This window comes from Mesorhizobium sp. WSM4847 (assembly GCF_055811335.1).
The window spans coordinates 58,834-81,507 of record NZ_JBVVPY010000015.1 but is presented as its reverse complement, the minus strand read 5'-3'; the positions used below and the strand labels follow the sequence as shown (position 1 = coordinate 81,507).

20 protein-coding genes and 1 pseudogene are annotated in these 22,674 nt (G+C 63.3%); 1 reads left to right on the top strand and 20 read right to left on the bottom strand.

Translation table 11 applies throughout. From position 1 onward, the window contains the following. Positions 1 to 144: 144 nt before the first annotated feature. Genes infB through rimP form a run of 4 tightly spaced genes read right to left on the bottom strand, consistent with a single transcriptional unit; the run spans position 145 to position 5,686 of the window. Entirely contained in the window at positions 145 to 2,712 is a 2,568-nt protein-coding gene (gene infB / locus AC0L28_RS21715; RefSeq protein WP_023802118.1) for a translation initiation factor IF-2, read from the bottom strand. Continuing rightward, entirely contained in the window at positions 2,709 to 3,359 is a 651-nt protein-coding gene (locus tag AC0L28_RS21710) for an RNA-binding protein (RefSeq protein ID WP_473480083.1), read from the bottom strand. The genes infB and AC0L28_RS21710 overlap by 4 nt, the downstream gene beginning before the upstream one ends. 38 nt (positions 3,360 to 3,397) lie before the next feature. Further along, positions 3,398 to 4,993, bottom strand: coding sequence for a transcription termination factor NusA (gene nusA, locus AC0L28_RS21705; RefSeq protein ID WP_023802116.1), 1,596 nt, complete (start codon positions 4,991 to 4,993; stop codon positions 3,398 to 3,400). Between the two features lie 48 nt (positions 4,994 to 5,041). Further along, positions 5,042 to 5,686 (bottom strand): ribosome maturation factor RimP, encoded by a 645-nt coding sequence (gene rimP / locus AC0L28_RS21700; RefSeq protein WP_128174033.1) that lies wholly within the window; start codon positions 5,684 to 5,686, stop codon positions 5,042 to 5,044. 321 nt (positions 5,687 to 6,007) lie between these two features. Between rimP and AC0L28_RS21695 the strand changes: the two genes are divergently transcribed. Next, the gene (locus tag AC0L28_RS21695; RefSeq protein WP_095517012.1) at positions 6,008 to 6,172 is read left to right on the top strand and encodes a hypothetical protein; all 165 of its coding nucleotides are present in this window, start codon (positions 6,008 to 6,010) and stop codon (positions 6,170 to 6,172) included. Positions 6,173 to 6,254: 82 nt separating this feature from the next. Here the strand turns inward: AC0L28_RS21695 and trmB are convergent, their stop codons facing one another. From trmB to AC0L28_RS21615, 16 genes and pseudogenes are all read right to left on the bottom strand, one after another. After that, positions 6,255 to 6,956 carry a tRNA (guanosine(46)-N7)-methyltransferase TrmB gene (trmB, locus tag AC0L28_RS21690; protein ID WP_128185407.1) on the bottom strand — a complete coding sequence of 234 codons (702 nt, stop codon included), beginning with the start codon at positions 6,954 to 6,956 and terminating at the stop codon, positions 6,255 to 6,257. Positions 6,957 to 6,982: 26 nt separating this feature from the next. After that, on the bottom strand, positions 6,983 to 8,296 hold the full coding sequence (gene metK, locus AC0L28_RS21685) for a methionine adenosyltransferase (protein WP_210163894.1): 1,314 nt from the start codon (positions 8,294 to 8,296) through the stop codon (positions 6,983 to 6,985). A 328-nt stretch (positions 8,297 to 8,624) separates the two neighbouring features. Beyond that, a complete protein-coding gene (locus tag AC0L28_RS21680; RefSeq protein WP_023802110.1) occupies positions 8,625 to 9,044 on the bottom strand; it encodes a helix-turn-helix domain-containing protein in 420 nt (139 codons plus the stop codon). Positions 9,045 to 9,184: 140 nt separating this feature from the next. Next, positions 9,185 to 10,777, bottom strand: a complete 1,593-nt coding sequence (gene lnt, locus AC0L28_RS21675) for an apolipoprotein N-acyltransferase (RefSeq protein WP_287258261.1) — start codon at positions 10,775 to 10,777, stop codon at positions 9,185 to 9,187. A 180-nt stretch (positions 10,778 to 10,957) separates the two neighbouring features. After that, positions 10,958 to 11,782: an alpha/beta fold hydrolase gene (locus tag AC0L28_RS21670; protein ID WP_287258259.1), complete on the bottom strand. Its 825-nt coding sequence runs from the start codon at positions 11,780 to 11,782 to the stop codon at positions 10,958 to 10,960. Between the two features lie 86 nt (positions 11,783 to 11,868). Further along, positions 11,869 to 12,329 (bottom strand): annotated as a pseudogene (locus AC0L28_RS21665) (VOC family protein). Positions 12,330 to 12,346: 17 nt separating this feature from the next. Then, on the bottom strand, positions 12,347 to 13,420 hold the full coding sequence (locus tag AC0L28_RS21660; RefSeq protein ID WP_023802107.1) for a hemolysin family protein: 1,074 nt from the start codon (positions 13,418 to 13,420) through the stop codon (positions 12,347 to 12,349). A gap of 27 nt (positions 13,421 to 13,447) precedes the next feature. Then, positions 13,448 to 13,954, bottom strand: a complete 507-nt coding sequence (gene ybeY, locus AC0L28_RS21655; protein WP_091600007.1) for an rRNA maturation RNase YbeY — start codon at positions 13,952 to 13,954, stop codon at positions 13,448 to 13,450. Between the two features lie 12 nt (positions 13,955 to 13,966). Continuing rightward, positions 13,967 to 14,959 carry a PhoH family protein gene (locus tag AC0L28_RS21650; RefSeq protein ID WP_287305617.1) on the bottom strand — a complete coding sequence of 331 codons (993 nt, stop codon included), beginning with the start codon at positions 14,957 to 14,959 and terminating at the stop codon, positions 13,967 to 13,969. 83 nt (positions 14,960 to 15,042) lie between these two features. Continuing rightward, entirely contained in the window at positions 15,043 to 16,464 is a 1,422-nt protein-coding gene (miaB, locus tag AC0L28_RS21645; RefSeq protein ID WP_287258257.1) for a tRNA (N6-isopentenyl adenosine(37)-C2)-methylthiotransferase MiaB, read from the bottom strand. A gap of 99 nt (positions 16,465 to 16,563) precedes the next feature. Beyond that, complete coding sequence (gene olsA, locus AC0L28_RS21640) at positions 16,564 to 17,364, bottom strand: lyso-ornithine lipid O-acyltransferase (RefSeq protein ID WP_023802103.1); 801 nt, start codon at positions 17,362 to 17,364, stop codon at positions 16,564 to 16,566. Positions 17,365 to 17,507: 143 nt separating this feature from the next. After that, the gene (locus AC0L28_RS21635) at positions 17,508 to 18,002 is read right to left on the bottom strand and encodes a GNAT family N-acetyltransferase (RefSeq protein ID WP_287258255.1); all 495 of its coding nucleotides are present in this window, start codon (positions 18,000 to 18,002) and stop codon (positions 17,508 to 17,510) included. After that, positions 18,002 to 18,691 (bottom strand): tRNA (adenosine(37)-N6)-threonylcarbamoyltransferase complex dimerization subunit type 1 TsaB, encoded by a 690-nt coding sequence (gene tsaB, locus AC0L28_RS21630; protein ID WP_023802101.1) that lies wholly within the window; start codon positions 18,689 to 18,691, stop codon positions 18,002 to 18,004. The genes AC0L28_RS21635 and tsaB overlap by 1 nt, the downstream gene beginning before the upstream one ends. A gap of 181 nt (positions 18,692 to 18,872) precedes the next feature. Next, positions 18,873 to 19,979: a DUF1513 domain-containing protein gene (locus AC0L28_RS21625; RefSeq protein WP_287258308.1), complete on the bottom strand. Its 1,107-nt coding sequence runs from the start codon at positions 19,977 to 19,979 to the stop codon at positions 18,873 to 18,875. 2 nt (positions 19,980 to 19,981) lie between these two features. Beyond that, entirely contained in the window at positions 19,982 to 21,061 is a 1,080-nt protein-coding gene (locus tag AC0L28_RS21620) for an imelysin family protein (protein WP_287258254.1), read from the bottom strand. After that, a complete protein-coding gene (locus tag AC0L28_RS21615; RefSeq protein ID WP_473480077.1) occupies positions 21,061 to 22,668 on the bottom strand; it encodes a di-heme oxidoreductase family protein in 1,608 nt (535 codons plus the stop codon). The genes AC0L28_RS21620 and AC0L28_RS21615 overlap by 1 nt, the downstream gene beginning before the upstream one ends. Positions 22,669 to 22,674: the final 6 nt, after the last annotated feature.

Here is a 22,674-nt window from a genome sequence, read left to right as displayed (position 1 = left end):
TAGAAATCGGAATGGATCAGGCTCTATTTTTTGTTGACCATGATCTTCTCCGAACCCGGATACCACTTTTCGGGATCATGGTTTAGGCGGCAGCCTTTCGACCACCGCCCGGTCTGTAAATGCTCGAACTCAAGTTGCTCGAACTCAGAGCGTCCTGGTCACCATCTCGACGCGGAAGCACTCGATGACGTCGCCGACGCGCATGTCTTCGTAGTTCTGGAAGGCCATGCCGCATTCCTGGCCACCCGGAACCTCCGCAACTTCGTCCTTGAAGCGCTTCAGCGTCTTCAGCGTGCCTTCGTGGATGACGACGTTGTCGCGGATCAGGCGAACGCCCGCACCGCGCTCGACCTTGCCTTCGGTGACACGGCAGCCGGCGATCTTGCCGACCTTGGTGATGTCGAAGATCTCGAGGATCTCGGCATTGCCGATGAAGGTCTCGCGACGCTCCGGCGACAGCAGGCCGGACAGCGCCGCCTTCACGTCATCCACGAGGTTGTAGATGATCGAGTAATAGCGGATCTCGATGCCTGCGGCCGCAGCCGCCGCACGCGCCTGCACATTGGCGCGAACGTTGAAGCCGATGATTGCGGCGCCCGAGGTTTCCGCCAGCGAGACATCGCTTTCGGTGATGCCGCCGGCGCCCGCATGAACGATGCGCGCACGCACCTCGTCGGTGCCGAGCTTGTCCAGCGCTGCGCTGATCGCCTCGATCGAGCCCTGCACGTCGCCCTTGATGACCAGCGGGAATTCCTTCAGCCCGCTCGTCTGCAGTTGCGACATCATCTGTTCGAGCGAACCACGCTGGCCGGCATGCTTGGCCACCGCCTTCTCACGCGCCAGACGCTGGCGATATTCGGTGATCTCGCGGGCGCGGGCCTCGTTGTTGACGACGGCGAAGCGGTCGCCGGCCTGCGGCGTTCCCTGCAGACCGAGCACTTCCACGGGCATCGCCGGCGGCGCTTCCTTGATCTGCCCGCCACGGTCGTTGACCAGCGCGCGCACCCGGCCCCATTCGTTACCGGCAACGAGGATGTCGCCAGGCATCAGCGTGCCGGTCTGGACCAGCACCGTGGCGACGGGGCCGCGGCCCTTGTCGAGCTGAGCTTCGATGACGACGCCCTCGGCGGTGCGGTCCGGATTGGCCTTCAGGTCGAGGATTTCGGCCTGCAGCAGGATCGCTTCGAGCAGCTTGTCGAGATTGGTGCCCTTGGTCGCCGACACTTCGACGTCCAGCACCTCGCCGCCCATCGATTCGACGAAGACTTCGTGGCGCAGCAGTTCCGAGCGCACCTTCTGCGGGTCGGCGTCATGCTTGTCGATCTTGTTGATCGCCACGATGATCGGAACGCCGGCCGCCTTGGCATGGCTGATCGATTCGATCGTCTGCGGCATCACGCTGTCGTCGGCCGCCACTACCAGGATGGCGATGTCGGTCGCCTGAGCGCCACGGGCGCGCATCGCCGTGAAGGCGGCGTGGCCAGGCGTGTCGATGAAGGTGATCTTGTTACCGTTCTTCTCGACCTGATAGGCGCCGATATGCTGGGTGATGCCGCCGGCCTCGCCGGACACAACATTGGCATTGCGGATGGCATCGAGCAGCGACGTCTTGCCGTGATCGACATGGCCCATGATGGTCACCACCGGCGGACGCGGCTCGAGATCCTCGGGACGATCGGCGATGTTGAAGAGGCCTTCCTCGATGTCGGACTCGGCGACGCGGCGAACCGTGTGGCCGAATTCGGTAGCGACCAGTTCGGCCGTGTCGGCGTCGATGACGTCGCCCGGCTTCAGGATCTGGCCCTGTTTCATGAAGAACTTGACCACATCGACGGCGCGCTCGGACATGCGCTGCGCCAGTTCCTGGATGGTGATGGTTTCGGGAAGTATCACTTCGCGCATGACTTTCTCGCGCGGTTCGTTATGCAGCGCGCGCTTGAATTTCTCCTGACGCCGACGCATCGACGACAGCGAACGCGCACGCGCATCCTCATCGGAAAGTGCGGCATTCAGCGTCAGCTTGCCGCGGCGGCGATCTTCCTCGCCCTTGGTCGGCTTGGCCGGACGCGCCACTTCCGGCGTGACCGGACGGCGCACCGGGGCGCCGGCGCCGGTCCGCTTCGGCTTGATGTCCTCGTCGTCGACTGTCGCCAGTTCGGCGGTCAGCGGCGCGCGGCGGCGCGCCTCTTCCTCGGCACGCCGGCGGGACTCGGCCTCGGCCTGCAGCCGGGCTTCTTCCTCGGCTTGGCGGCGCGCGGATTCCTCGCGCTCGCGACGGCGGCGCTCTTCATCCTCGGCGCGGCGCTTGGCCTCGTCGATGGCGCGCTGGCGATCCTCGACGTCGCGCACCTTCGAACCCTCAAGAGCCCGGCGGCGCGCCTCCATTTCATCGCGCGACAATTGGTTCAGCACCATGCCGCCACGTTCGACCGGCGGCGGAGGCGGCGGCGCCTTGGGCGCTTCCTGCACAACCGGCGCTGCCGCGACCGGTGGCTTCGGCGTGAAGACGGACACAGGGGCAGCAGCCGGCTCCGGCTTGTCACCGGGCAGCGAGAACTTGCGCTTCTTGGTCTCGACCACGACCGCCTTGGTGCGGCCATGCGAGAAGCTCTGGCGCACGGTGCCCTGTTCCGTACCGGGGCGCTTCAGCGTCAAAGTCTTCTTCGGCGTAACACTCAACGTCTTGTCGTCGCCCGATTTCGTATCGCTCATTCCATATCCTCTGCGGCATCATCTTCGTCAGCAACGGCCGCAAGCATTGCCAGATCGTCCGGGGAACCGCCCCGATACCGGTCGAGCGCAACCATGCGCTTCTGGACCGCCCTGCCCGCGTCTCCCGCGAGAACGGCAGCATGTATCACATTTGTACCCCCCAATGCCAAGCTCAACTCGGCCTCGGAGAAAAGTTTGTAGGCAAGGATGGCGGGGCCACCGAGGTGGACGGTTGCCCGTCGCGCCTGGCTGATCTTGCGGACGCCGTCATCTGACGCCTCGGTCGCATGCAACACGAAAAGCGCCAGCCCGCCACGCACCGCGCTCTCGACCTTGGTGGCGCCGAGCGCGATCGCGCCTGCCTTGCGGGCAAGACCGAGCATGCCCAGAGCGTATCTGGAAAGCAGCCCGTCGACCATGTCGCCGAGATCGGTCGGCACGGTCACCTGCGCCTTGAAGGCGCGAGCGAACAGGTTTTTCGCTGCCGCCTTGTCGATATGTAGGCGGTCGGCAGTCACCCAGCAACCGCGTCCGGGCAGGTTTTTCTTGATATCCAGAACGACGGCCGAATCCGGGCCGACGACGAAACGGATCAGTTCATCCGGTTCGGCCTGTTTGCGCGTGACGATGCAAGTGCGATCGTTCATCTCGTCCAAGGGCGGCTTGTGTGCGATGCGGTTTCACCTCACGCACCAACGGCTTCGTCAGCCGGCACGTCTTCGGCTGCAAGCTCGTCTTCGGTGATCCAGCCGGCCTTGAGGCGAGCAGCCAGAACCATCTGTTCAGCATCGGCCCGCGACACGCCGTGATTGGCGAGCACGCCCGGGAATACCTTCGTCTCGCCGTCCTTGCGTTCCTTCCAGCCGGTCAGATCATCGGCTGCATAGCCGGCGAAATCCTCGATCGTCTTCACGCCATCCTCGCCGAGCGTCACCATCATGGCGGTGGTCACGCCTGGAATCTCACGCAACTCGTCCTTGACGCCGAGCGCCTTACGCTTCTCGTCATGCTCGGCTTCGATCTTCTCCAGATATTCGCGGGCGCGAGCCTGGATTTCCGAGGCGGTGTCCTCGTCGAAGCCATCGATCGACGCGATCTCGTCGGCATCGACATAGGCGACTTCCTCGACGCTGGTGAAGCCTTCGGAGGCGAGCACCTGGCCGACCATCTCGTCGACGTTGAGCGCATCCATGAACAGAGCCGAGCGTTCGACGAACTCCTTCTGGCGTCGCTCGCTCTCTTCCTGCTCGGTCAGGATGTCGATATCCCAGCCGGTGAGCTGCGAGGCGAGCCGGACGTTCTGGCCGCGGCGGCCGATGGCCAGCGACAGCTGGTCGTCCGGCACCACGACCTCGATGCGTTCGGCGTCCTCGTCGAGCACGACCTTGGCGACTTCCGCCGGCTGCAGCGCGTTGACGATGAAGGAAGCGGCCGAAGGCGACCACGGAATGATGTCGATCTTCTCGCCCTGCAATTCGCCGACCACCGCCTGAACGCGGCTGCCGCGCATGCCGACACAGGCGCCGACCGGATCGATGGAACTGTCACGCGAGATGACGGCGATCTTGGCGCGCGAACCCGGATCGCGGGCGACCGACTTGATCTCGATAATGCCGTCGTAGATTTCCGGCACTTCCATGGTGAACAGCTTCGCCATGAACTGCGGATGGGTGCGCGACAGGAATATCTGCGGACCGCGCTGCTCGCGGCGCACGTCATAGACATAGGCGCGGACGCGATCGCCATATTTGTAATTTTCGCGCGGGATCAGCTCGTCGCGACGGATTATCGCCTCACCGCGGCCGAGATCGACGATGACGTTGCCGTATTCGACGCGTTTGACAGTACCGTTGACGATCTCGCCGATACGGTCCTTGTACTCGTCGTACTGGCGGTCACGCTCGGCCTCGCGCACCTTCTGCACGATGACCTGCTTGGCCGACTGGGCGGCGATGCGGCCGAAATCCATCGGCGGCAGCTGTTCGGCAATGAAGTCGCCGAGCTGGGCGTCGGGATTGCGCTCACGCGCCGAGGATATGGCGATCTGCGTCGCATAGTCGTCGACCTTCTCCACCACTTCCATCAGCCGCTGCAGCTTCATCTCGCCGGTATTCGGATTGATGTCGGCACGGATGTTGGTTTCCTGGCCATAGCGCGAGCGCGCCGCCTTCTGGATCGCATCGGCCATGGCGGCGATGACGATCGACTTGTCGATCGACTTCTCACGCGCGACCGCATCGGCGATCTGCAGCAGTTCGAGCCTGTTTGCGCTTACAACCATCTTTTTTCTCCCGAGCTTGTTGCCGAGCCTTTGCGCCCGGCAGCCCAATCACATTTCCTGTTCGGTTTCATCTTCTACGCCCGCTTCTACGCTCTCTGGCGCGTCTTCGGGCTCGCCGCGGCGCTTCTTGGCTTCCTTGCGCGCCCTGTTGTCCTTCGACAGTGCGTCGCGGATAAGGTCGTCGGTCAGGATCAGCCGTGCTTCGGCAATCGAATCGTAGGGCACACGCACCGTCGGCTGTTCGCCATAGGCCGCCTTGTCGCGCTCGATCAGCACGCCGTCCGCGTCGCTCTCGGCGATCTTGCCCTTGAAGCGCTTGCGGTCGGCGACGAGGACCGAGGTTTCCATCTTCACCAGATGACCCGTCCAGGTCGCGAAATCCGACTTTCGGACCAGCGGCCGGTCGATCCCCGGCGACGACACTTCGAGATGATACGCCTTTTCGATCGGATCATCGACATCGAGCGCCGGCGACACCGCCCGGCTGACCTCTTCGCAATCCTCGACGGTCATGGTGCCGTCCTCGCGTTCGGCCATGATCTGCAGCGTCAGTCCGTTCTGGCCCGTCAGATGCACCCTGACAAGGCGGAAGCCAATGGCACGCAGAACCGGCTGCACGATCAGCGCGATGCGCGCATCGATGCCGCTTTCGCGGATGATGCGGTCGTCGCTGTCGGGTACCGTTGCCGTCATTCTATTCCTGTCGCTTCGTCGGCGGCCGGAAGGTAACAAAAAAGAGCGGGACCGGGTGGACCCACTCTTCGCCATACCGACCAAGAATTTGAGCCTGATATAGACGATCGCAGCCGTCGTTTCAAGTCCGCATGCAGTCCGTGTCGGTAAGCAGATGAATTGTCCGCATGCAGGGTGGACGAAACTGTTGGGGGCGGCAGCGTTGCACAGGGCGCATGGCGGCCATGCGCCAACGTCCCTGTGATATCAGGCAGTACGCGCCTATCTATGCTGCGTTGCACAAAATCAATCACGCATTGCAGCAGGCGAAAGGGCATAATCATGACCAACCGCAAGGTTTTCTCGGCCATCGGCGATTTCTTCACCGTCTTCGGCAGCGCCGTCGCCGCTTCGCACGCCGTCGAAGCCGGCCGCAAGCCGCGCGCACGCGATCTGCGCAATCTCGGCATGGATCCGGCCGCCTTCAACAAGATCGGCCGCTTCTAAGTCTAAGTCCGGCGACGCATGGACGAGGACATCTCTGGTCCTCATCGACGTCAAAGCGCGCCTAGGCGCGCTTTGAATAGGACTATCTTCGGACGAAGGTGAGGTAGGCTGGCCGCCGGCCTTCGCGAACGGCCTTCGCCTCGTAGCGTGTACCCGGCCAACCCTTATAAGGCCGCTGCCAGTCGGCTGCCTCTTCAGCCTGCCACGCAAACGCTTCATGTGCCCGGCAGTGCAGCAGCGTCCAGTTCACATAGCTATCGATATCGGACGCAAAGCGGAATGTTCCGCCTGACTTCAGCACGCGCGCGAAACGGTCGAGATTGACCGGACTGACGAAGCGGCGCTTCCAGTGTTTCTTCTTCGGCCAGGGATCGGGATAGAGAAGGTCGATGCCGCCGAGCGAGGCTTGCGGGAGCCAGTCGAGCAGGCGCGTGGCGTCGTCGTCATAGACCCGAAGATTGGCAAGCGGCCGTTCCCTGACCGCCATCATCATCTTGGCCATGCCGTTGACGAAAGGCTCGACGCCGACAAAACCGGTCTCAGGAGCCGCCGTCGCCCGATGCAGCAGGTGCTCGCCGCCACCAAAACCAATTTCGAGATGAATGGCGCGGACATCGGCTTCGAACAGGCTGTGCAAGTCGGCCGGCGGTCCGGCCGTCAGATCAAGCCGGTAGGTGCTGAAACCGCTTTCCAGTGCCGCTGCCTGCTGCGGACGGATGGCCTTGCCGCGCCGGCGACCGAAAAATGCTTCGGTCGCACGGCTTGGCCGGTCTTTCGGATCCATGTCTTCCGGATCTATGGACGCCGCGGCTAGGCCGCGACTGCTTCGGCAGGCGCTTCGGCGAGTGCGTCCTTGAGAGCCTTGGCGAGGTCGGTCTTTTCCCAGGAGAAGGACCCGTCGCGGCCGGCCTTGCGGCCGAAATGACCATAAGACGACGTCTTGGCATAAATCGGCTTGTTGAGATCGAGATGGCGGCGGATGCCGGACGGCGACAGATCCATCACGGTGCGCAGCGCCTGCTCGAGCTTTGCCTCATCGACCCTGCCGGTGCCGTGCAGGTCGACATAGACCGACAGCGGCTGGGCCACGCCTATGGCGTAGGAAAGCTGGATGGTGCAGCGATCGGCGAGCTTCGCCGCCACCACGTTCTTGGCGAGGTAGCGGGCCGCATAGGCCGCGGAACGATCGACCTTGGTGGTGTCCTTGCCGGAAAAAGCCCCGCCGCCATGAGGCGCAGCACCGCCGTAAGTGTCGACGATGATCTTGCGCCCGGTCAGGCCGGCGTCGCCGTCGGGCCCGCCGATGACGAACTTGCCTGTCGGGTTGATGTACCAGTTGCAGCTGTCGGCGATCTTCAGGTCGCCCAGCGCCTCGCGAATATAGGGTTCGACGACGTTGCGGACCTTCTTCGAATCCCAGCTGGCGTCGAGGTGCTGGGTGGACAACACGATTTGCGTCACTTCCGCCGCCTTGCCGTCGATATAGCGGACGGTGACCTGGCTCTTGGCGTCCGGCCCGAGCCGGCCGGCATCGCCGTTGCCTTCATGGCGCGCGGCGGCCAGCAGTTCGAGGATCTTGTGGCTGTAGTAGATCGGCGCCGGCATCAGATCCGGGGTCTCGCGGCAGGCATAGCCGAACATGATGCCCTGGTCGCCGGCCCCTTCCTCGCCTTGCCGGTCGGAGGCATTGTCGACGCCCTGGCCGATATCCGGCGACTGGCCATGCAGCAGAACCTCGATCTTTGCCGTCTTCCAGTGGAAACCGGCCTGTTCATAGCCGATTTCGCGGATCGCCTTGCGGGCGGCCGACTTGAACTTGGCCGGATTGACGAGCGGATGACCGGCGGCATCCATCAGGATGTTGCCGGCCTTGTCCTTCTTGAGCAGGGTCTCGGGGACGCGCACCTCGCCGGCGATGACGACGCGATTCGTGGTTGCCAGCGTTTCGCAGGCGACGCGGACCTTCCAGGGGTCCATGCCGGTCTTTCTGGCCTCGCGATAGACCAGATCGACGATCTCGTCGGAGATACGGTCGCAGACCTTGTCGGGATGACCCTCGGCAACGGATTCCGAGGTGAATAGATAGTTTTGCCGCGTCACGGGTGTCCCCTCTTGAAAAATCATCGGCACGCTGCCGATTGGCGCGCCACGTGTTAGCTGTGTCGAGCAGCGCTCGTCAAGCGGTGGGCACCATTATCTTGTACCACTTTGACCGCCGGCAGGCGGCCGCCAGCCTGCTTGGCTCCAGCACGTGCTTTAGCTTCAACACGTTGATGGAGAAAGACTTTGAGCATGGCTGTCGAGCAAAATCGATCCGCCCTCCTGCACGCCTGCGGGATGTAAATTCCACGATGCGCGAGATCGCAAGAAATTGCCTGCCCGCAATGACGACTTCGCTATCTTCGACTTTTCAACCGCTACCCAATCAATCGACCCAGACCAATCTGCGTAATCAATCGACTGCGTCGGAGGAAAGGGCCTTCACAAGCTCGATAACCTTGCGGCGTATCTTCACGTCGGTGATCTTGACGAAGGCCCGGTTGAGTTGAAGACCTTCAGGACTGCCGCAGAATTCGACGGCAGAAGCCATTGATGCATCCTCGGCAAATCCGCGGTTGCCCACGGCCTCCTGGCCCGGCGCGTCCTCGAAAAAGAAAGCGACAGGCACACCCAGTATCGAGGCGATTGCCTGCAAACGGCTGGCGCCAACGCGATTGGTACCCTTTTCGTATTTCTGTATCTGCTGAAACGTTATACCGAGGTTCTCGCCCAGCTTTTCCTGGCTCATTCCCAACATATTGCGACGAAGCCTGATGCGACTTCCGACATGGATGTCGATAGGATTCGGCTTCTTCTTGTTTTCTTCTGCCATTTTTTCCTCGCCGAATTTTTCCGGCTTTTTGTGTTTTTTCTGCCCAAAACGAAGCCGGCGGCCAGTGCCCCAACAGAACCGACGTGCTGACTTCGAGAAATTTCAGGCGGTTACAGTATGAGTTTCTAATGTGTCGACTGTCAATTCGCCCGTAGCCGTTGCCTTACATTCATTGTGAAAGCGGCGAGAGCGAACAGCAACATGATCATCAGTCCATTAATGCGTCTTTGGCTGGAAGAAACGATGGCTCGATTGGAAATCGGCACGTGGACATCGATGGCTCCGCGGGCGTCGATCGCCAGCGCGTCGAGGATGTGTCCGCGCGGATCGACGACAGCGGAAATGCCGTTATTGGCTGCACGCAACAATGGCACCCCGTTCTCCACCGCACGAATCTGCGCCTGCCTGAAATGCTGGTACGGACCCGGCGTGTCACCGAACCACGCGTCGTTCGTGACATTCACAATAAGCTCAGCTGACGTTGCGTCAACCGCCACCAGATCGGGAAAGATGACTTCGTAGCAAATGAACGGAAGCACGCGGATGCCGCCGGGCAACGCGATCGGGTGCCGCTCATTGCCCGCCGCGTAGGTTGTCGGCCCGGCGACGAGTTGTTTGAGCCCCAAGCGGCCAAGCAGGTCGGCAAAAGGGAGATATTCGCCAAAGGGCACCAGATGAACCTTGTCGACTGCATCGGCGATTTGACCCTTGTCGTCGATCGCCACCACCGAATTGTAGTACCGCCTGTCGGCATCATCCGCCGACCCGCCTTCCTCCCGGACGACGCCGGCGATCAGCGTCTGGCCGTCGCCAAGCATCTCTCCCAGCGCGGTCAGCGCATCGGGACGTTCGGCGAAAAAAAACGGCACGGAGGTTTCCGGCCACAGGATCAATTGCGGCTTGGCATGACCAGTCTCTGGCGCCTTGGCCGAAAGCCCCATCAGTGTAGCGAAAATCCGGTCGGGCACTGAAGGGTCCCACTTTTCGCTGAGGTCGACGGCCGGCTGCACGATGCGGACGTCGATTGCGCGGGTTGCGGGTTCGACCTTGGCAGCAAGCCTGACATAGCCGAAGCCGACATGGGCCGCGACGAGAACGGCAGCCAGTGCACCCCCAAGGCGGATATGCCGGCGCGCCGCAAGCAGGGCCGGCAAGGCAAAGACGAAGACCGCCAGCGCGTTGATGCCGACCATGCCGGTCACCGACACGCTCTGCATAAGCAAGGGCACCGGCATCGCCGCGTAGCCGACGGCATTCCAGGGAAAGCCGGTGAACAGAAAGTCGCGCAGCCATTCCGCCAAGCCGAAGCCGAAGGCAAGGGCGGCGATGCGGCCGATGTCGTTGCTCCACAGCAGCCGGGCAACCGCTGTCGCGAAGCCATAGAAAAAGGCGAGCGCCAGCGGAATTCCGACCACTGCGAAGGGAAGCGCCCAGGCGAAACTGTCGGCCTCGACTAGGAGTGCTGAGCCGATCCACCACAATCCGGCGAGAAAATAGCCGAAGCCGAACCACCAGCCGACGGCGAAGGCCGGCCGCAAATGCCGGAACCAGCCATCGGAGGCTTCGCCGGTTGCGCCGTCGAGGAGCCAGACCAGCAGCGGAAACGAAACGAAACAGACGGCGAAGAAATCATAAGGCGCCTGGGCAAGAACCGCCAGCGCACCGGCAAGAAACGCCACAAGCGCGCGGCGCCAGCCCCACAGCAGAATTATCCGGCCGGCCAGGCGCTTCATCGATGCTTCCGAGTCGTGCGAATCACGGCAGAAGATTTATCAGGCCGCAGTCCACGCTCCAAACGGCCATGCTTCAGCCAGACTGCCGGATTAGGTCTGCTGGATAGGTGGGGCGACTGACGCCGGCAAGATAAGTGTCGCATGTGAATTGTCGCGCAGACCGCACGTGCCGGTGTATCACTATAATGCGCGTGATAGAAATGCGTTCAGCCGCTCCAGCACGAGATCGGGGGCTTCGAGCTGAGGCAAGTGACCGACGCCAGGTAATGTTTCGAACGATGCCTGCGGGATCAGCGTATGAAGCGCTTTGCCTCGCTCCAGCGGGATCCATGGATCGTCCTTGCCCCAAATTATCTTTACCGGACACCTGATATCACCGAACGCCGGCTCGACTTCGGCGGTATATTTTTCGTCGGCTTGCGCGAATTGCCGATAGAAGCTTCCTCGTCCCTCCTCGACAAGCCACGGCTCGACAAGTTTCTCGAAATCTCCGGGCGCGATGTCATTTACGATCGCCCCCTTGATATATGCTTCCACGAGCGCTCTGTGGATATGCGGCGGCAGGCCCAGAAAGGCATCCACATGGCGACCGACATGATCGAAGAACTCCGATCCCCAAGGGCGCATGGCGACGACATTCATCAGGACATACCGCTCGAAGTCGCAGCCATGCAGCAAATGCGCCCGTAGCGTCGTCGCTCCGCCGAAATCATGGGCAACAACGGTGGGCTGCTCAAGGTCCCAATGCGCGAGCATCTCGGCGAATACTTCTCCTTGCACATCGAGTGAGGTGCGCTGCTCCGCGCGTTTGTCGGATCGCCCGTATCCGGGCATATCGTACCAGTGGACACGATACCGCCTTGCAAGATCTGGAATAATCCGATGCCATGAGAACGAAGACCACGGCCAGCCGTGAGCCAGCACAAGCGCGGGTCCACTACCAAATTGACCCGCTGCCACAGCGCCCGCGGATGTTTCCACGGTCTCATCGAGTTTCCACGACATCAGACATTCTCCTAGTACTCAGGACAGCGTCCGAATTGGTTCGCAAACCATGTAGTTCGAGACCGCTTCCCACCCATTGCTGACATTCAGCCCGAGGATTCTAGTCGGTGCCAGCCTTCAATCTGCAGATCGCCCAGCCGTTCAGCCTCCTCGCATGGAACAACGCGTACGGTCTGGGAAAATGTCCAGACGTGACCTTCAGGATCGCACGCCCTGTACTGCCGTTCACCGTAAAACTGGTCAGCCGGCTCCTGGACGATCTCGGCTCCCGCCGTAGGCCGTCCTTGAGGCGCACATAAACCGACTGCGTGTTCTTGCCGGCGACCGACGCGGGACTGGCTACATGGTCGGCCCATTCGGAATCGACGATCATATAGCCGTCACCGAACCGCATCTCGGAATGGACGAGCCTGTCATCAGCGTCGCTGACCACCATGCTCGGCTCGAAGCCGAAAGCCTTTTCAAGCCAGATCAAGGCGGCGCGCGGATTCCTGTAGAATATGCTGGAGCCCAAGGTTGAGCGCTTGAACGGATCGTCGACCATCATCGGGCGAGCGGCGTCTTTCAAGCCTGCTCGGCGCGGACGGCGCGCCGCCGGCGCTCGCTTTTCTGGGTCTCCACGATGCGCACACGCTTGACGCGGCGTGGATCGGCGTCGAGCACATGGAATTCGAAGCCGGGGATGGCCTGCACCACTTCGCCGCGTGCAGGGACCCGGCCAAGCGTGTTGAAGATCATGCCGCCGATCGTGTCGACATATTCGCCATGCTCGCCGGCGGCAAAATCCTCGCCGATCATCTTGGCGACATCGTCGATCTCGGCCTTGCCGTCGACGACGAACACGCCCTCGCCGGTCTGGGTGATCATCGGCTCGTCCTCGTCGTGCTCGTCCTCGATGTCGCCGACCACCATCTCGACGATATCCTCGAGCGAGACCAGACCATCGGTGCCGCCATATTCGTCGATGACCAGCGCCATCTGGGTGCGCATCGCCTGCATGCGCCCCATCAGGTCGGAGGCGAGCATCGACGGCGGCACGAAAAGCACCGGGCGGATCAGGGTCAGGTCGCCGATGGTGCGCGTGAGATCGACCTTGGCGAGATCGAGAAGCGTGGCAGGGGCGGCTTTCCTGGTCGTCCTGCTCTTTCTGACGCGGGCCAGCTTGGTGATGTGAGCGAGCACGTCGCGGATGTGGACCATGCCACGCGGGTCGTCGAGCGTCTCCGAATAGACCGGCATGCGGGAATGGCCGGACTGCTCGAACAGTCCCAGAAGATCGCCCAGGTTCGTCGTGATCTCGACCGCCTCGATGTCGGCGCGCGGCACCATGACATCCTCGACGCGAACCTCGCGCAGGCGCAGAATGTTGTTGAGCATGGCCCGTTCGCCGGGCGAAAAGGCGCCGGCATCGCTCGCCGTTTCGGCAAGCGCGTCGGCGATCTCCTCGCGCAGGCTGGTGCCGTTGCGCTGCCTGAACAGGCCGAGCACGCGATCGAACAGGGAAGGACCGGCAGGCGATGGCTCGCTGGCGAAGCTGCCGGTCGTGGTACTCGGACTAGAGTCCTCTTCCGTCTGTTCGGATGGCTTGGTCGCACTGCCGGCGTCTGGGTGGGCGGCAGTCTCTGGTTTGTCGTTCATCGTCGTCCGGTCATTTGATCTTTTTAGTTACGCGTAGGGATCGGGAATGGCAAGCCTTGCAAGTGCTGCGCGTTCGACGGCTTCCATTTCTTCGGCCTCGGCGTCGGTCTCGTGATCGTAGCCCAGCAAATGCAGCAGGCCATGGATGACGAGATGGGTGATATGGTTGTCGACAGGCTTGTCTTCCAGTGCGGCTTCCCGCGCGACCGTCTCGGCGGCCAGCACAATGTCGCCGAGCATGGGCGGCAGCGGACGGCCCTTGGCGAGCGGAAAAGCCGGGAAAGACAGGACGTTGGTCGGTTTGTCCTTGCCGCGCCATCCCGCATTGAGACTGCGGATGTGGGCATCGTCAGAAAAAACGATGCTGAGCTCGGAACGGCCGGCCGCGCCGGTTTCGGCAAACGCGGCGGCAACGGCGCGATCGACCAGCCGCGTCAGCGCGGCCTCATCGGGCCAGTCGCCCGCTTCGACTGCTATATCGATGTCGACGGGGACCGGAAGATCCCCGCCTACAGATTTTTTGTCCTCAGCCATAAGGCTGCATCTTCAGCCTTCGGCGCCCAGGCCCCGGGCCAGCTTGCCGTCGCGGTCGTAGGCCTTGACGATCTCGGCGACCAGCGGATGCCTGACGACGTCGCCTTCGTTGAAGCGCACCGTCACCATGCCGGTGACGCCGTCGAGGATCCTGAGCGCCTCGACCAGACCGGATTTGGTGTTTTGCGGCAGGTCGATCTGGGTCGGATCGCCGGTGACGATCATGCGCGAATTCTCGCCGAGACGGGTCAGGAACATCTTCATCTGCATCGGCGTGGTGTTCTGCGCCTCGTCGAGGATGACGGCGGAGTGCGCCAGCGTGCGGCCGCGCATGAAGGCCAGCGGCGCGATCTCGATCACCTCGGCGGCAATCGCCCGCTCCACCTTGTCGGCCGGCATCATCTCGTAAAGCGCGTCATAGAGCGGCCGCAGATAGGGATCGACCTTCTCCTTCATGTCGCCGGGCAGGAAGCCGAGCCGCTCGCCGGCCTCGACGGCAGGCCGCGACAGCACGATGCGCTCGACCATGCCACGTTCGAGCAGCATCGCCGCATGCGCCACCGCCAGGAAGGTTTTTCCAGTGCCAGCCGGGCCGATGCCGAAGACGAGCTCGGACCGCTCCAGCGCGCGCATATAGGCGTCCTGGTTGAGCGAGCGGGCATAGATCGTCTTCTTGCGCGTCGATATCTGGGCGGCTGACACCTTGCCCTTGCGCTCCAGCGTCGGCAGCGTCAGCTGGTCGTCGGCGGCGATCGCCATGCGCACGGCGCCGTCGACGTCCGACTGGCCGATGTCAGCGCCTTTCTGGAGAATGCCGTAGAGATTATCCAGGGCGCGGCGCGCCTGCTCGGCGGCCGAGGCGGAGCCCTTGATGGTCAACTGGTTGCCGCGCGAGCGGATATCGACGCCAAGCTTCTGCTCGAGCCTGGCCAGATTCTCGTCGAACTGGCCATAAAGGGCGCTGGCAAGCTTGTTGTTGTCGAAAGTCAGAACGATGTGCGCCATATCCGAAGCCCCCGATGGTAGGTTCTGGGGCAGGTTCTTCACTTCCGCAGCGCTCAACCGTCTCTCCTCATCTGCCGAGACCTTCAGGCCAATTCGGCGAACAGGCTGTTGTAACCCGTCTTCGTGATTCGTACCTGGATAATCTCACCGATTTCGCCGGACTTTTCATCAACAATAACCGGCTGCAGCCACGGTGAGCGGCCGACCTTCTGGCCAGCCTGGCGGCCCGGCTTCTCGATCAGCGTGTCGATGGTGCTGCCGACCAGGCTGGCGCCGAACTCCTGCTGCTGGGTCAGCAACAGCGCCTGCAGTCGCTGCAGGCGCTCGTCCTTGACCGCTTCCGGCACATGATCGGCCATTTCCGCGCCCGGCGTGCCGGGGCGCGGCGAATATTTGAACGAGAAGGCCGAGGCATAGTTCACCTGGTGGACAAGGTCCATCGTCGCCTCGAAATCCGCATCCGTCTCGCCGGGAAAGCCGACAATGAAGTCGCCCGAAAGCGCGATATCGCTCCGTGCGGCGCGGATCCGGTCGAGCAGCGTCAAATAATCTTTTGCCGTATGCCTGCGGTTCATCGCCTTGAGGATGCGGTCGGAGCCGGATTGCACAGGCAAATGCAGATAGGGCATCAGCGCCGGCAAGTCACGGTGAGCGGCGATCAATTCGTCGTCCATGTCGCGCGGGTGGCTGGTGGTGTAGCGCAACCGCGCCAGCCCGGGAATCTCGGCCAGCCGGAACAGCAGGCGGCCAAGACCCCATTCCTCGGTCTTGCCCCCTTTGGCTTCGCCTTCGCCGTGCCAGGCATTGACGTTCTGTCCAAGCAGCGTCACCTCGCGCACGCCGGCTTGCGCCAGCCGCTCGGCCTCGGCGACGATCTGCGCCACCGGCCGCGACACTTCCGAGCCTCTGGTATAGGGCACCACGCAGAAGGTGCAGAACTTGTCGCAGCCTTCCTGCACCGTCAGGAACGCGGTGACGCCGCGCCTGATGATCTCGGCGCGCTTCGGCTGCGGCAGATGCTCGAACTTGTCTTCGATGGCGTAGTCCGTCTCGACGATCTTTTCGCCGCCGCGCACCCGAGCCAGCACGTCGGGCAGCCGATGATAGGTCTGCGGGCCGATGACCAGATCGACAGAAGGCGAGCGGCGGATGATCTCGGAGCCCTCGGCCTGCGCCACGCAGCCGGCGACGCCGACCAGCATCTCGCGGCCGGCCCGAGCCCGTTCGGCCTTCATCTCACGAATGCGGCCGAGTTCGGAATAGACCTTTTCGGCGGCTTTCTCGCGGATATGGCAGGTGTTGAGCAGCACCAGATCGGCCTCGCCGATCGCATCCGTCGCAGTATAGCCGTCGGCGGCCAGCGCGTCGGTCATGCGCTGCGAATCGTAGACGTTCATCTGGCAGCCATAGGTCTTGACGAAGACCTTCCGGCTCGCGGCAGGCGGCGCGACCGCAGTTTCGGTCGCAGTATCGATGTCGTCCCGTTCGATCGTGTTCAATTCCATCTGGCGGCTTCTAACGCCTTTCCCCGACAAAAAACAGACGATTCTGCCTTACAGCGCCGCGCCTCCTTTGGACGCGCAAAGCGCTGGAGCTTTTCCGGCTTACCGGCTCGGGCGCGGATCGGCGAGCGCCGCCTGCACCATATCACGCACCTGACTTTCCATCAGCCTGGCCGTTTCCTTGCGCCTGGAGCCCTTGGAGAAGGCGACCGGCTCGCCGAAATGCACTTCGACATCGAGCCCGCCCTCCGCCATCAGCACCTTGAGATGCGGCATCAAATCCTCGTCGCCGATCCAGGCGGCAATCGGCCGGTGCCTGCGGCCGAGCGGCACGCCGTGCAGGCGCGTATAGACGATCGCCACCGGCTGGATGAAGACCGTTTCGGCCGCCCCTTCCGAAATCGCCATCGAGGCGGCGCCGAACAGCGTGCTCTTGAACGGCAAGATCATGTTGCCGTCGCTGGTCGAACCTTCGGCAAACAGCACCATGGCGTCGCCCTTGGCCATGCGGCTGGCGATCTCGCTCGCCTGGTCGCCCGACGAACGTTTGCGCTCGCGCTCGATGAAAACGGTGCGCTGCAGCTTCGACAACATGCCGATCAACGGCCAGCCGGCCATGTCGGCCCTGGCGATGAACGTCACGTCGGCCATCGACCCCAGCACCATGATGTCGGTCCATGAAACGTGGTTCGACGCAACCAGTAACGGGCGCTGATTGGACAAGGTCCCCTTGACGTGGATGCGCATGCCGAGCGCCCGGATGATGAGCCGGTGCCAGATCTTCAGGATGAACGTCTCGCGCCACAGGCCGGTCTTCATCGACAGGATCTGCAACGGCACGAGGATCAACGAGCCTGCGACAACGAGGCCCAGCGCCAGGAAAATCCTGATTTTTCCGATCATTCGCTCTTGGCCCTGTCCCGAGTTCTGGCTAGAGCGACGCGTCAAACTGGACGTCCAAGCACGCTCTAGCGCTTTTTAATCTGCGCATCTCAACCTGCGCATCGTGCTTTCCGAGAATCGGTTCCGATTTGCGGGCCGATGCGCTAGCGAAGATCGCGGCGCATGACAAGCGCTCCGGTCGGGCCGTGCTCGGGCGATCTGTAGTAGTTGGCACGTTTGCCGACCTCGCGGAATCCCAGCCGCCGATAGAGCGCGATCGCGGCGACGTTGGTCTCGTCGACCTCGAGGAAAAGCGCCTCGGCGCGTTGCGCATGCAGTTCGCGCAGCACCGCATCCATCAGTTGCCAGCCAAGGCCCTGGCGGCGATGGGAGCGCGCCACCGCGACAGTCAGGACCTCGCCTTCGCCGGCCGCCAGGCGCGCCAGCACGAAACCGACCGGCGGCTTGGCACCCTGGCCGGTCTCGCGCGCGGCATAGCCGAACACCGTGTCCTGCTCGATCAGCACGGCGAATTCGTCATCACTCCACGGCCGGACGAAATCCTCGCGATGCAGCACCGACAGGGCCGCACTGTCGGCGACCGTCAGCGGCTCGAGCGCAAAGTCCCTGCGGCGCGGCTGGAGGAAAGGAATGCGCATCAGTTTTTCTTCCCGGCTTTCTTCCTGGACAGGATAAACCCGGCCTGCGGCTTGGCGTCAGCTCCGCGCAGATAAAGCGGTTTCGGCTTTTCGCCTTCACTCTTGGTAGCGGCCAGCCGGGCATAGATTGCGATATCCGTAGTGGCGCTTGTCGGGCCGACGTCGAAGGCGCGCCCGGCCGATGCAGCAATTTGCGTGGCCGCGGTGCCGGCCAGAACCGGAAACCCGTCAACCGCCATGGCGGCGGCTTGCGAAAGCGTGGCCACCGCGGGACCATAAATCAAAACGGATGCTTCGTCGTAAAGCGCTGCATGGATCTCCTCGCGGCCGGCGTCGAGCGCGGCCAGCACCGCGCGGCCGGGAAATGTCTCTTTCGCCTGCGCCGCCAGCGCTTCCAGCGTCGTCACCCCGATTGCCGGGATTTTCAGCGCCAGCGCCAGGCCCCGCGCCGCCGAGACGCCGACGCGCAGGCCGGTGAAGGAGCCCGGGCCGGTGGAGACAGCGATGGCGCCAAGACCGGCATAGTCGGTGCCGCCGGTCGTCAACGCCTCTTCGATCACAGCCATCAGATGTTCGGCATGGCCCTTGCCGAGATCGAGCACCGAGCGGCCGAGTTCCTTCCCGGCCGCCGCGTCGTAGACACAGGCGGCGCAGAGATTGGCGGCACAATCGATGGCAAGCAACTTCATGAGACGGCCGGTTGGCAGCGCCCGCTTGGGGCGCAGGGGGTTCGAAAGACAATTTCCCTGTGCCTGCCATGGCTCGTCCCTGCAAGGGGATAATGCATAAATCGTTTGGCGGCTTCGCTTCGACCTCGCCCAAAAAGAGGTAACTCTCGGCGACCACAACCGTCAATGAACCAGTGCCGCACTATGCGGCCTGGTCGATGCGCAGCATGTGATTGTCCCAGACATAGTCCGGCTCGGACCCTGTCGCGCCGCCGGCTTGGGCTATCTGCCCCGTGCCGGTCGTAGCCATGAAGCTCGCCCCGTCGGGCGCTACGCCGCAGACCTCGGCCAGTGCGCTGGTGGCGACGATCCGGCCGCTGGCCGCATCGATGATGGCAAGCGAGTTGCCTTCCGGCGAGGACACCGCGACGGTACCGGCAGCAGGGTTGGCGGCGACCGAGCCGATGTAATTCCTGAAGCCGGACAGCACGTCCTGCGGCATGTCGAGCAGTTGCAGAGCCTTGCCGCGCGCGGCGCGGCCGACCAGCAACGGACGATCGCCGCCCGGCCCCCTGTACTGGCAGCCGAACCAGACCGCGCCGGATTTGTCGGTATCCATATGCCGGATCGAAAGCTGGTGCAGCGCCGGCGGCAATTCGTGCTTTTCGACAAGGTCGCCGGTAAGGCGGTCGACCAGCACATAAGATGGCTTCATCGTCGCGATGTTGAGCTCGGCGCGGCCATAATCGGGATGCGTCTCGATGCCGCCATTGGCGACGGCAATCGTCCTGCCATCGCCGAGCAGCAGCAGCTCGTGCGGACCCATGCCATAGGTCGGGAACTCGCCAACGCGCTTGAATTTCGCACGCGTGTCATAGACGCCGACCACGCCGGCGGCATTGTCGAAATCGTTCTCGGTGGCGTAGAGCAGCGCACCGTCGGTCGAAAACACGCCGTGGCCGAAGAAATGCCGGCCACTGATGCTGGCAATGGTCAGCGGCTCGTCGCGGCCGGTATGGTCGAACACAACCGCGAAAGTGCCGGGCTGCCTGGCAAAGACCACCGAGCGTTTCGACAGCGGATCGAAGGTGACGTCGTGACCGCGGGCGGGCAGGTCGATGGCATGCAGCACCTTGCCGGCCTCGGACAGGATCGCCGCGCCATAGCTGCCGTCGCGCTTGACGAAAGCGGTGGCGAAGACGGCGTCGGCGGCAAGCGTCTTCGCCCATGCCGACGGCGCCATCGCGGCAACAAAGCCTGCCCCGGCAGCCCTCAGGAAGTCGCGGCGGTCGATCAGCGACGTTTTCAGAATCAGTCTCCGTCGAGCGACGAGAACCCGGCGGTCAGGCCGAATTCGGCGGTTAGCCTGGTGCCGATGAGGGTCGACAGGCTGGATGTCACAAGCGAGAAGTGGTCGAGCTTCTGGCGCAGCGCCGGATCGGCAAGCGCCTTGTCGATCGGGCCTCTGATGGCGGTGGCGTCGGCGGCGCCGTTGACGAGCTGGATGTGGATCGATTCCGCCATCCAGCGCGCATCGGGCGACAGCGCGTCGCCAAGCTGCGAAGCCTGGAACAGAGCGTCCATGCCCGAAAGATTTCCGGTCAGCGAACGCGCGGTGTTTTGTGAACGCCAGTAGATCGCCTGTTTCGGCTTGTCGGCCTGCGGGCTACTGCCCAGAAAACCTTTCAGGCGCACGTCACGGACGATCTCCAGTTCGTTAATGAAGACGCCGACCAATTCGGTCACCGCTTCCGTGCCGTCGCGGTAGAGTGCGTTTTGCGGCCCCGGATTGGCCCAAAGTGCTGCAAAGCCGTCGGGCTTGTTCCAGGCGTCGCTGACCTCGGCGGCAATCGTTTCGATGTTGCCGGCGACGGCCGCGCCGTAAGCGCAGCGATAGGGATCGTCCTTGCCGGCGAGCCGCTCGGCGCCATCGCCGTAAAGCACGAATTCCAGCGCGCCGAGCCCTTGCATGGCGACGCTCTTTGTCGCCAGATGGGCCGGATCGGCGGCGGTCCGGTCTTTACTGGCCAACGCCGCCTGCACCTGCCTCAGGCCGATGCTCTTGCGGTCCGGCCAAAACAGCATGCGTTCCAGCCGGTTGTTCTGCGTGATCGGTCCGATGCGGATGATCTCGACGACCGACCAGGCATCCACGGTGCCGGAGAATTCGGCGCGCGCCGCATCGAGATGGTGCTGCGAAGGCGCGTCGCACAGCGTGCGCACTGCCTTGCTCAGGCTGTCGGCATGGTCTTGCAGGCGTGCATAGGCCGGGCGGACAAAGCCGTCGATCGCTCGCTGGATCACGTCGGAAGCCTTCACCGCTGCGGACGCCGGCAATGCGCCGGCGAGGACCAGCGGGAGAACCAGGACAAACGCCAGACGCTTCGACATCACAAAGACTCCAGGAATTTGATCAGTGCGCCGCGATCGGGCGCGGCGGCGGCGGCAAAGCGGTCGCGCGCCTTCTGCCCCTCGCCGCCATGCCACAGGATCGCCTCGGTCAGGGTGCGCGCCCGCCCGTCGTGCAGGAAGAAGGTGTTGCCGTTGACGGTCTGGGTAAGACCGATGCCCCACAGCGGCGGCGTGCGCCATTCGCTCCCGCTGGCATCGCCCACCGCTTGCCCGTCGGCGAGGCCCGGCCCCAAGTCGTGCAGCAGAAAATCGGAATAGGGCCAGATCAGCTGGAAGGCCTGTGCCTTGTTGGGCGTGCCGCGGCGGGTGACGAATTTCGGCGTATGGCAGGAAATGCAGCCCATGTCGTAGAACAGCTTCTTGCCGGCCAGCACATCGGGCTTGTCGAGATCGCGCCGCGCCGGCACGGCGAGGTTTTGCGAATAGAAGGTGACCAGGTCCATGACCGGCGGCGGCGCCTCGACCGGGCCGAGGCGCTTCTGGACGCCGTTGGCCATGGCAAGGCAGTTCTTTTCGGCCGCGGTGCAATCGCCCCAGTGGTTCGGCACTTCCGGCGTCGAAATGCCGATGTCGCCGGCAAATGCGTCCGCCGCTTGCTGGCGGATCGAAGGGGTCTGCGCCTTCCAGCCAAAGCGGCCGAGCGTCGGCTCGCCGCTGTGGCCGTCGCGCACGATGTTGGGCTTGCCGGAGATGCCGTCACTGTTGCGATCGTCCGGATCGGCACTGGCGAGAATGTCGGCCGGCGCGATTTGCTCGACCAGCCCGAGGCCGATCATCGGCGGCGTCAAGCGCGGCGAAAGCGTGGTGTGCGGATCGAGCGGCCCGTTGGCAAGATCATCGACCGAATAGCTCGGCTTGCGCAGCCAAACCACGGTGCCGTCAGGCAGGGTGACTTTTTGCTCTTGATAGAGGACACGCATCCTGCCTTCGCCGCGAAGGCCCGGAACGGCCAGTTCCTGCAATTGCGAGCCGTAGACCGGATCAGGGAAGTTGAGCACCTTGCCGGCGGCCAGCGCTGCTTTCTCCTCCTCGGTGCTCGCCTGCCGCGCCAGCCGCAGGAACATCGAGGTGGTGCCGCTGTCGGCTTGCGGCGGATGACCGCGACCGTCCTTCAGATGGCAATTCTGGCACGCCCGCTCGTTGAACAGCGGACCAAGCCCGTCCGATGCCTGCGTCGACGAGGGCGACGACACCCAGTTCTTGCGGAAAAGAGCATTGCCGAGCTTGAAGGTGCCTTGTTCCTCGAAAGTGATATTGGCGGAAGATTGCGAGAAAGCGTCCTTGTTGGCGCCTTTCCGCGACGTGCCGGCGCCGCCCTGCATCGGCTCGAACTGCTCGGGCTTGGAGAAATCCCTGGTCGGCCTGGCGATGGCAATGACGCGCGCCAGATCCTTCGGCGTCAGATCGGAACGGCTGGTGGCGAGACCCGCCGGTTCGGGCGCGCCGGCCAGCGCCGAGGCGGTCAGCGCGACCACTACGGCAGGCGAAAGCCGGCGAAGCCAGCCGTATCGCGGGTTGTGCTGGGACGGCAGGCCGCAATCCTCGGCCCGCCGCAAGCGGCGCAAGTAGTCTAAGCGGCGCCGCATTCCCGC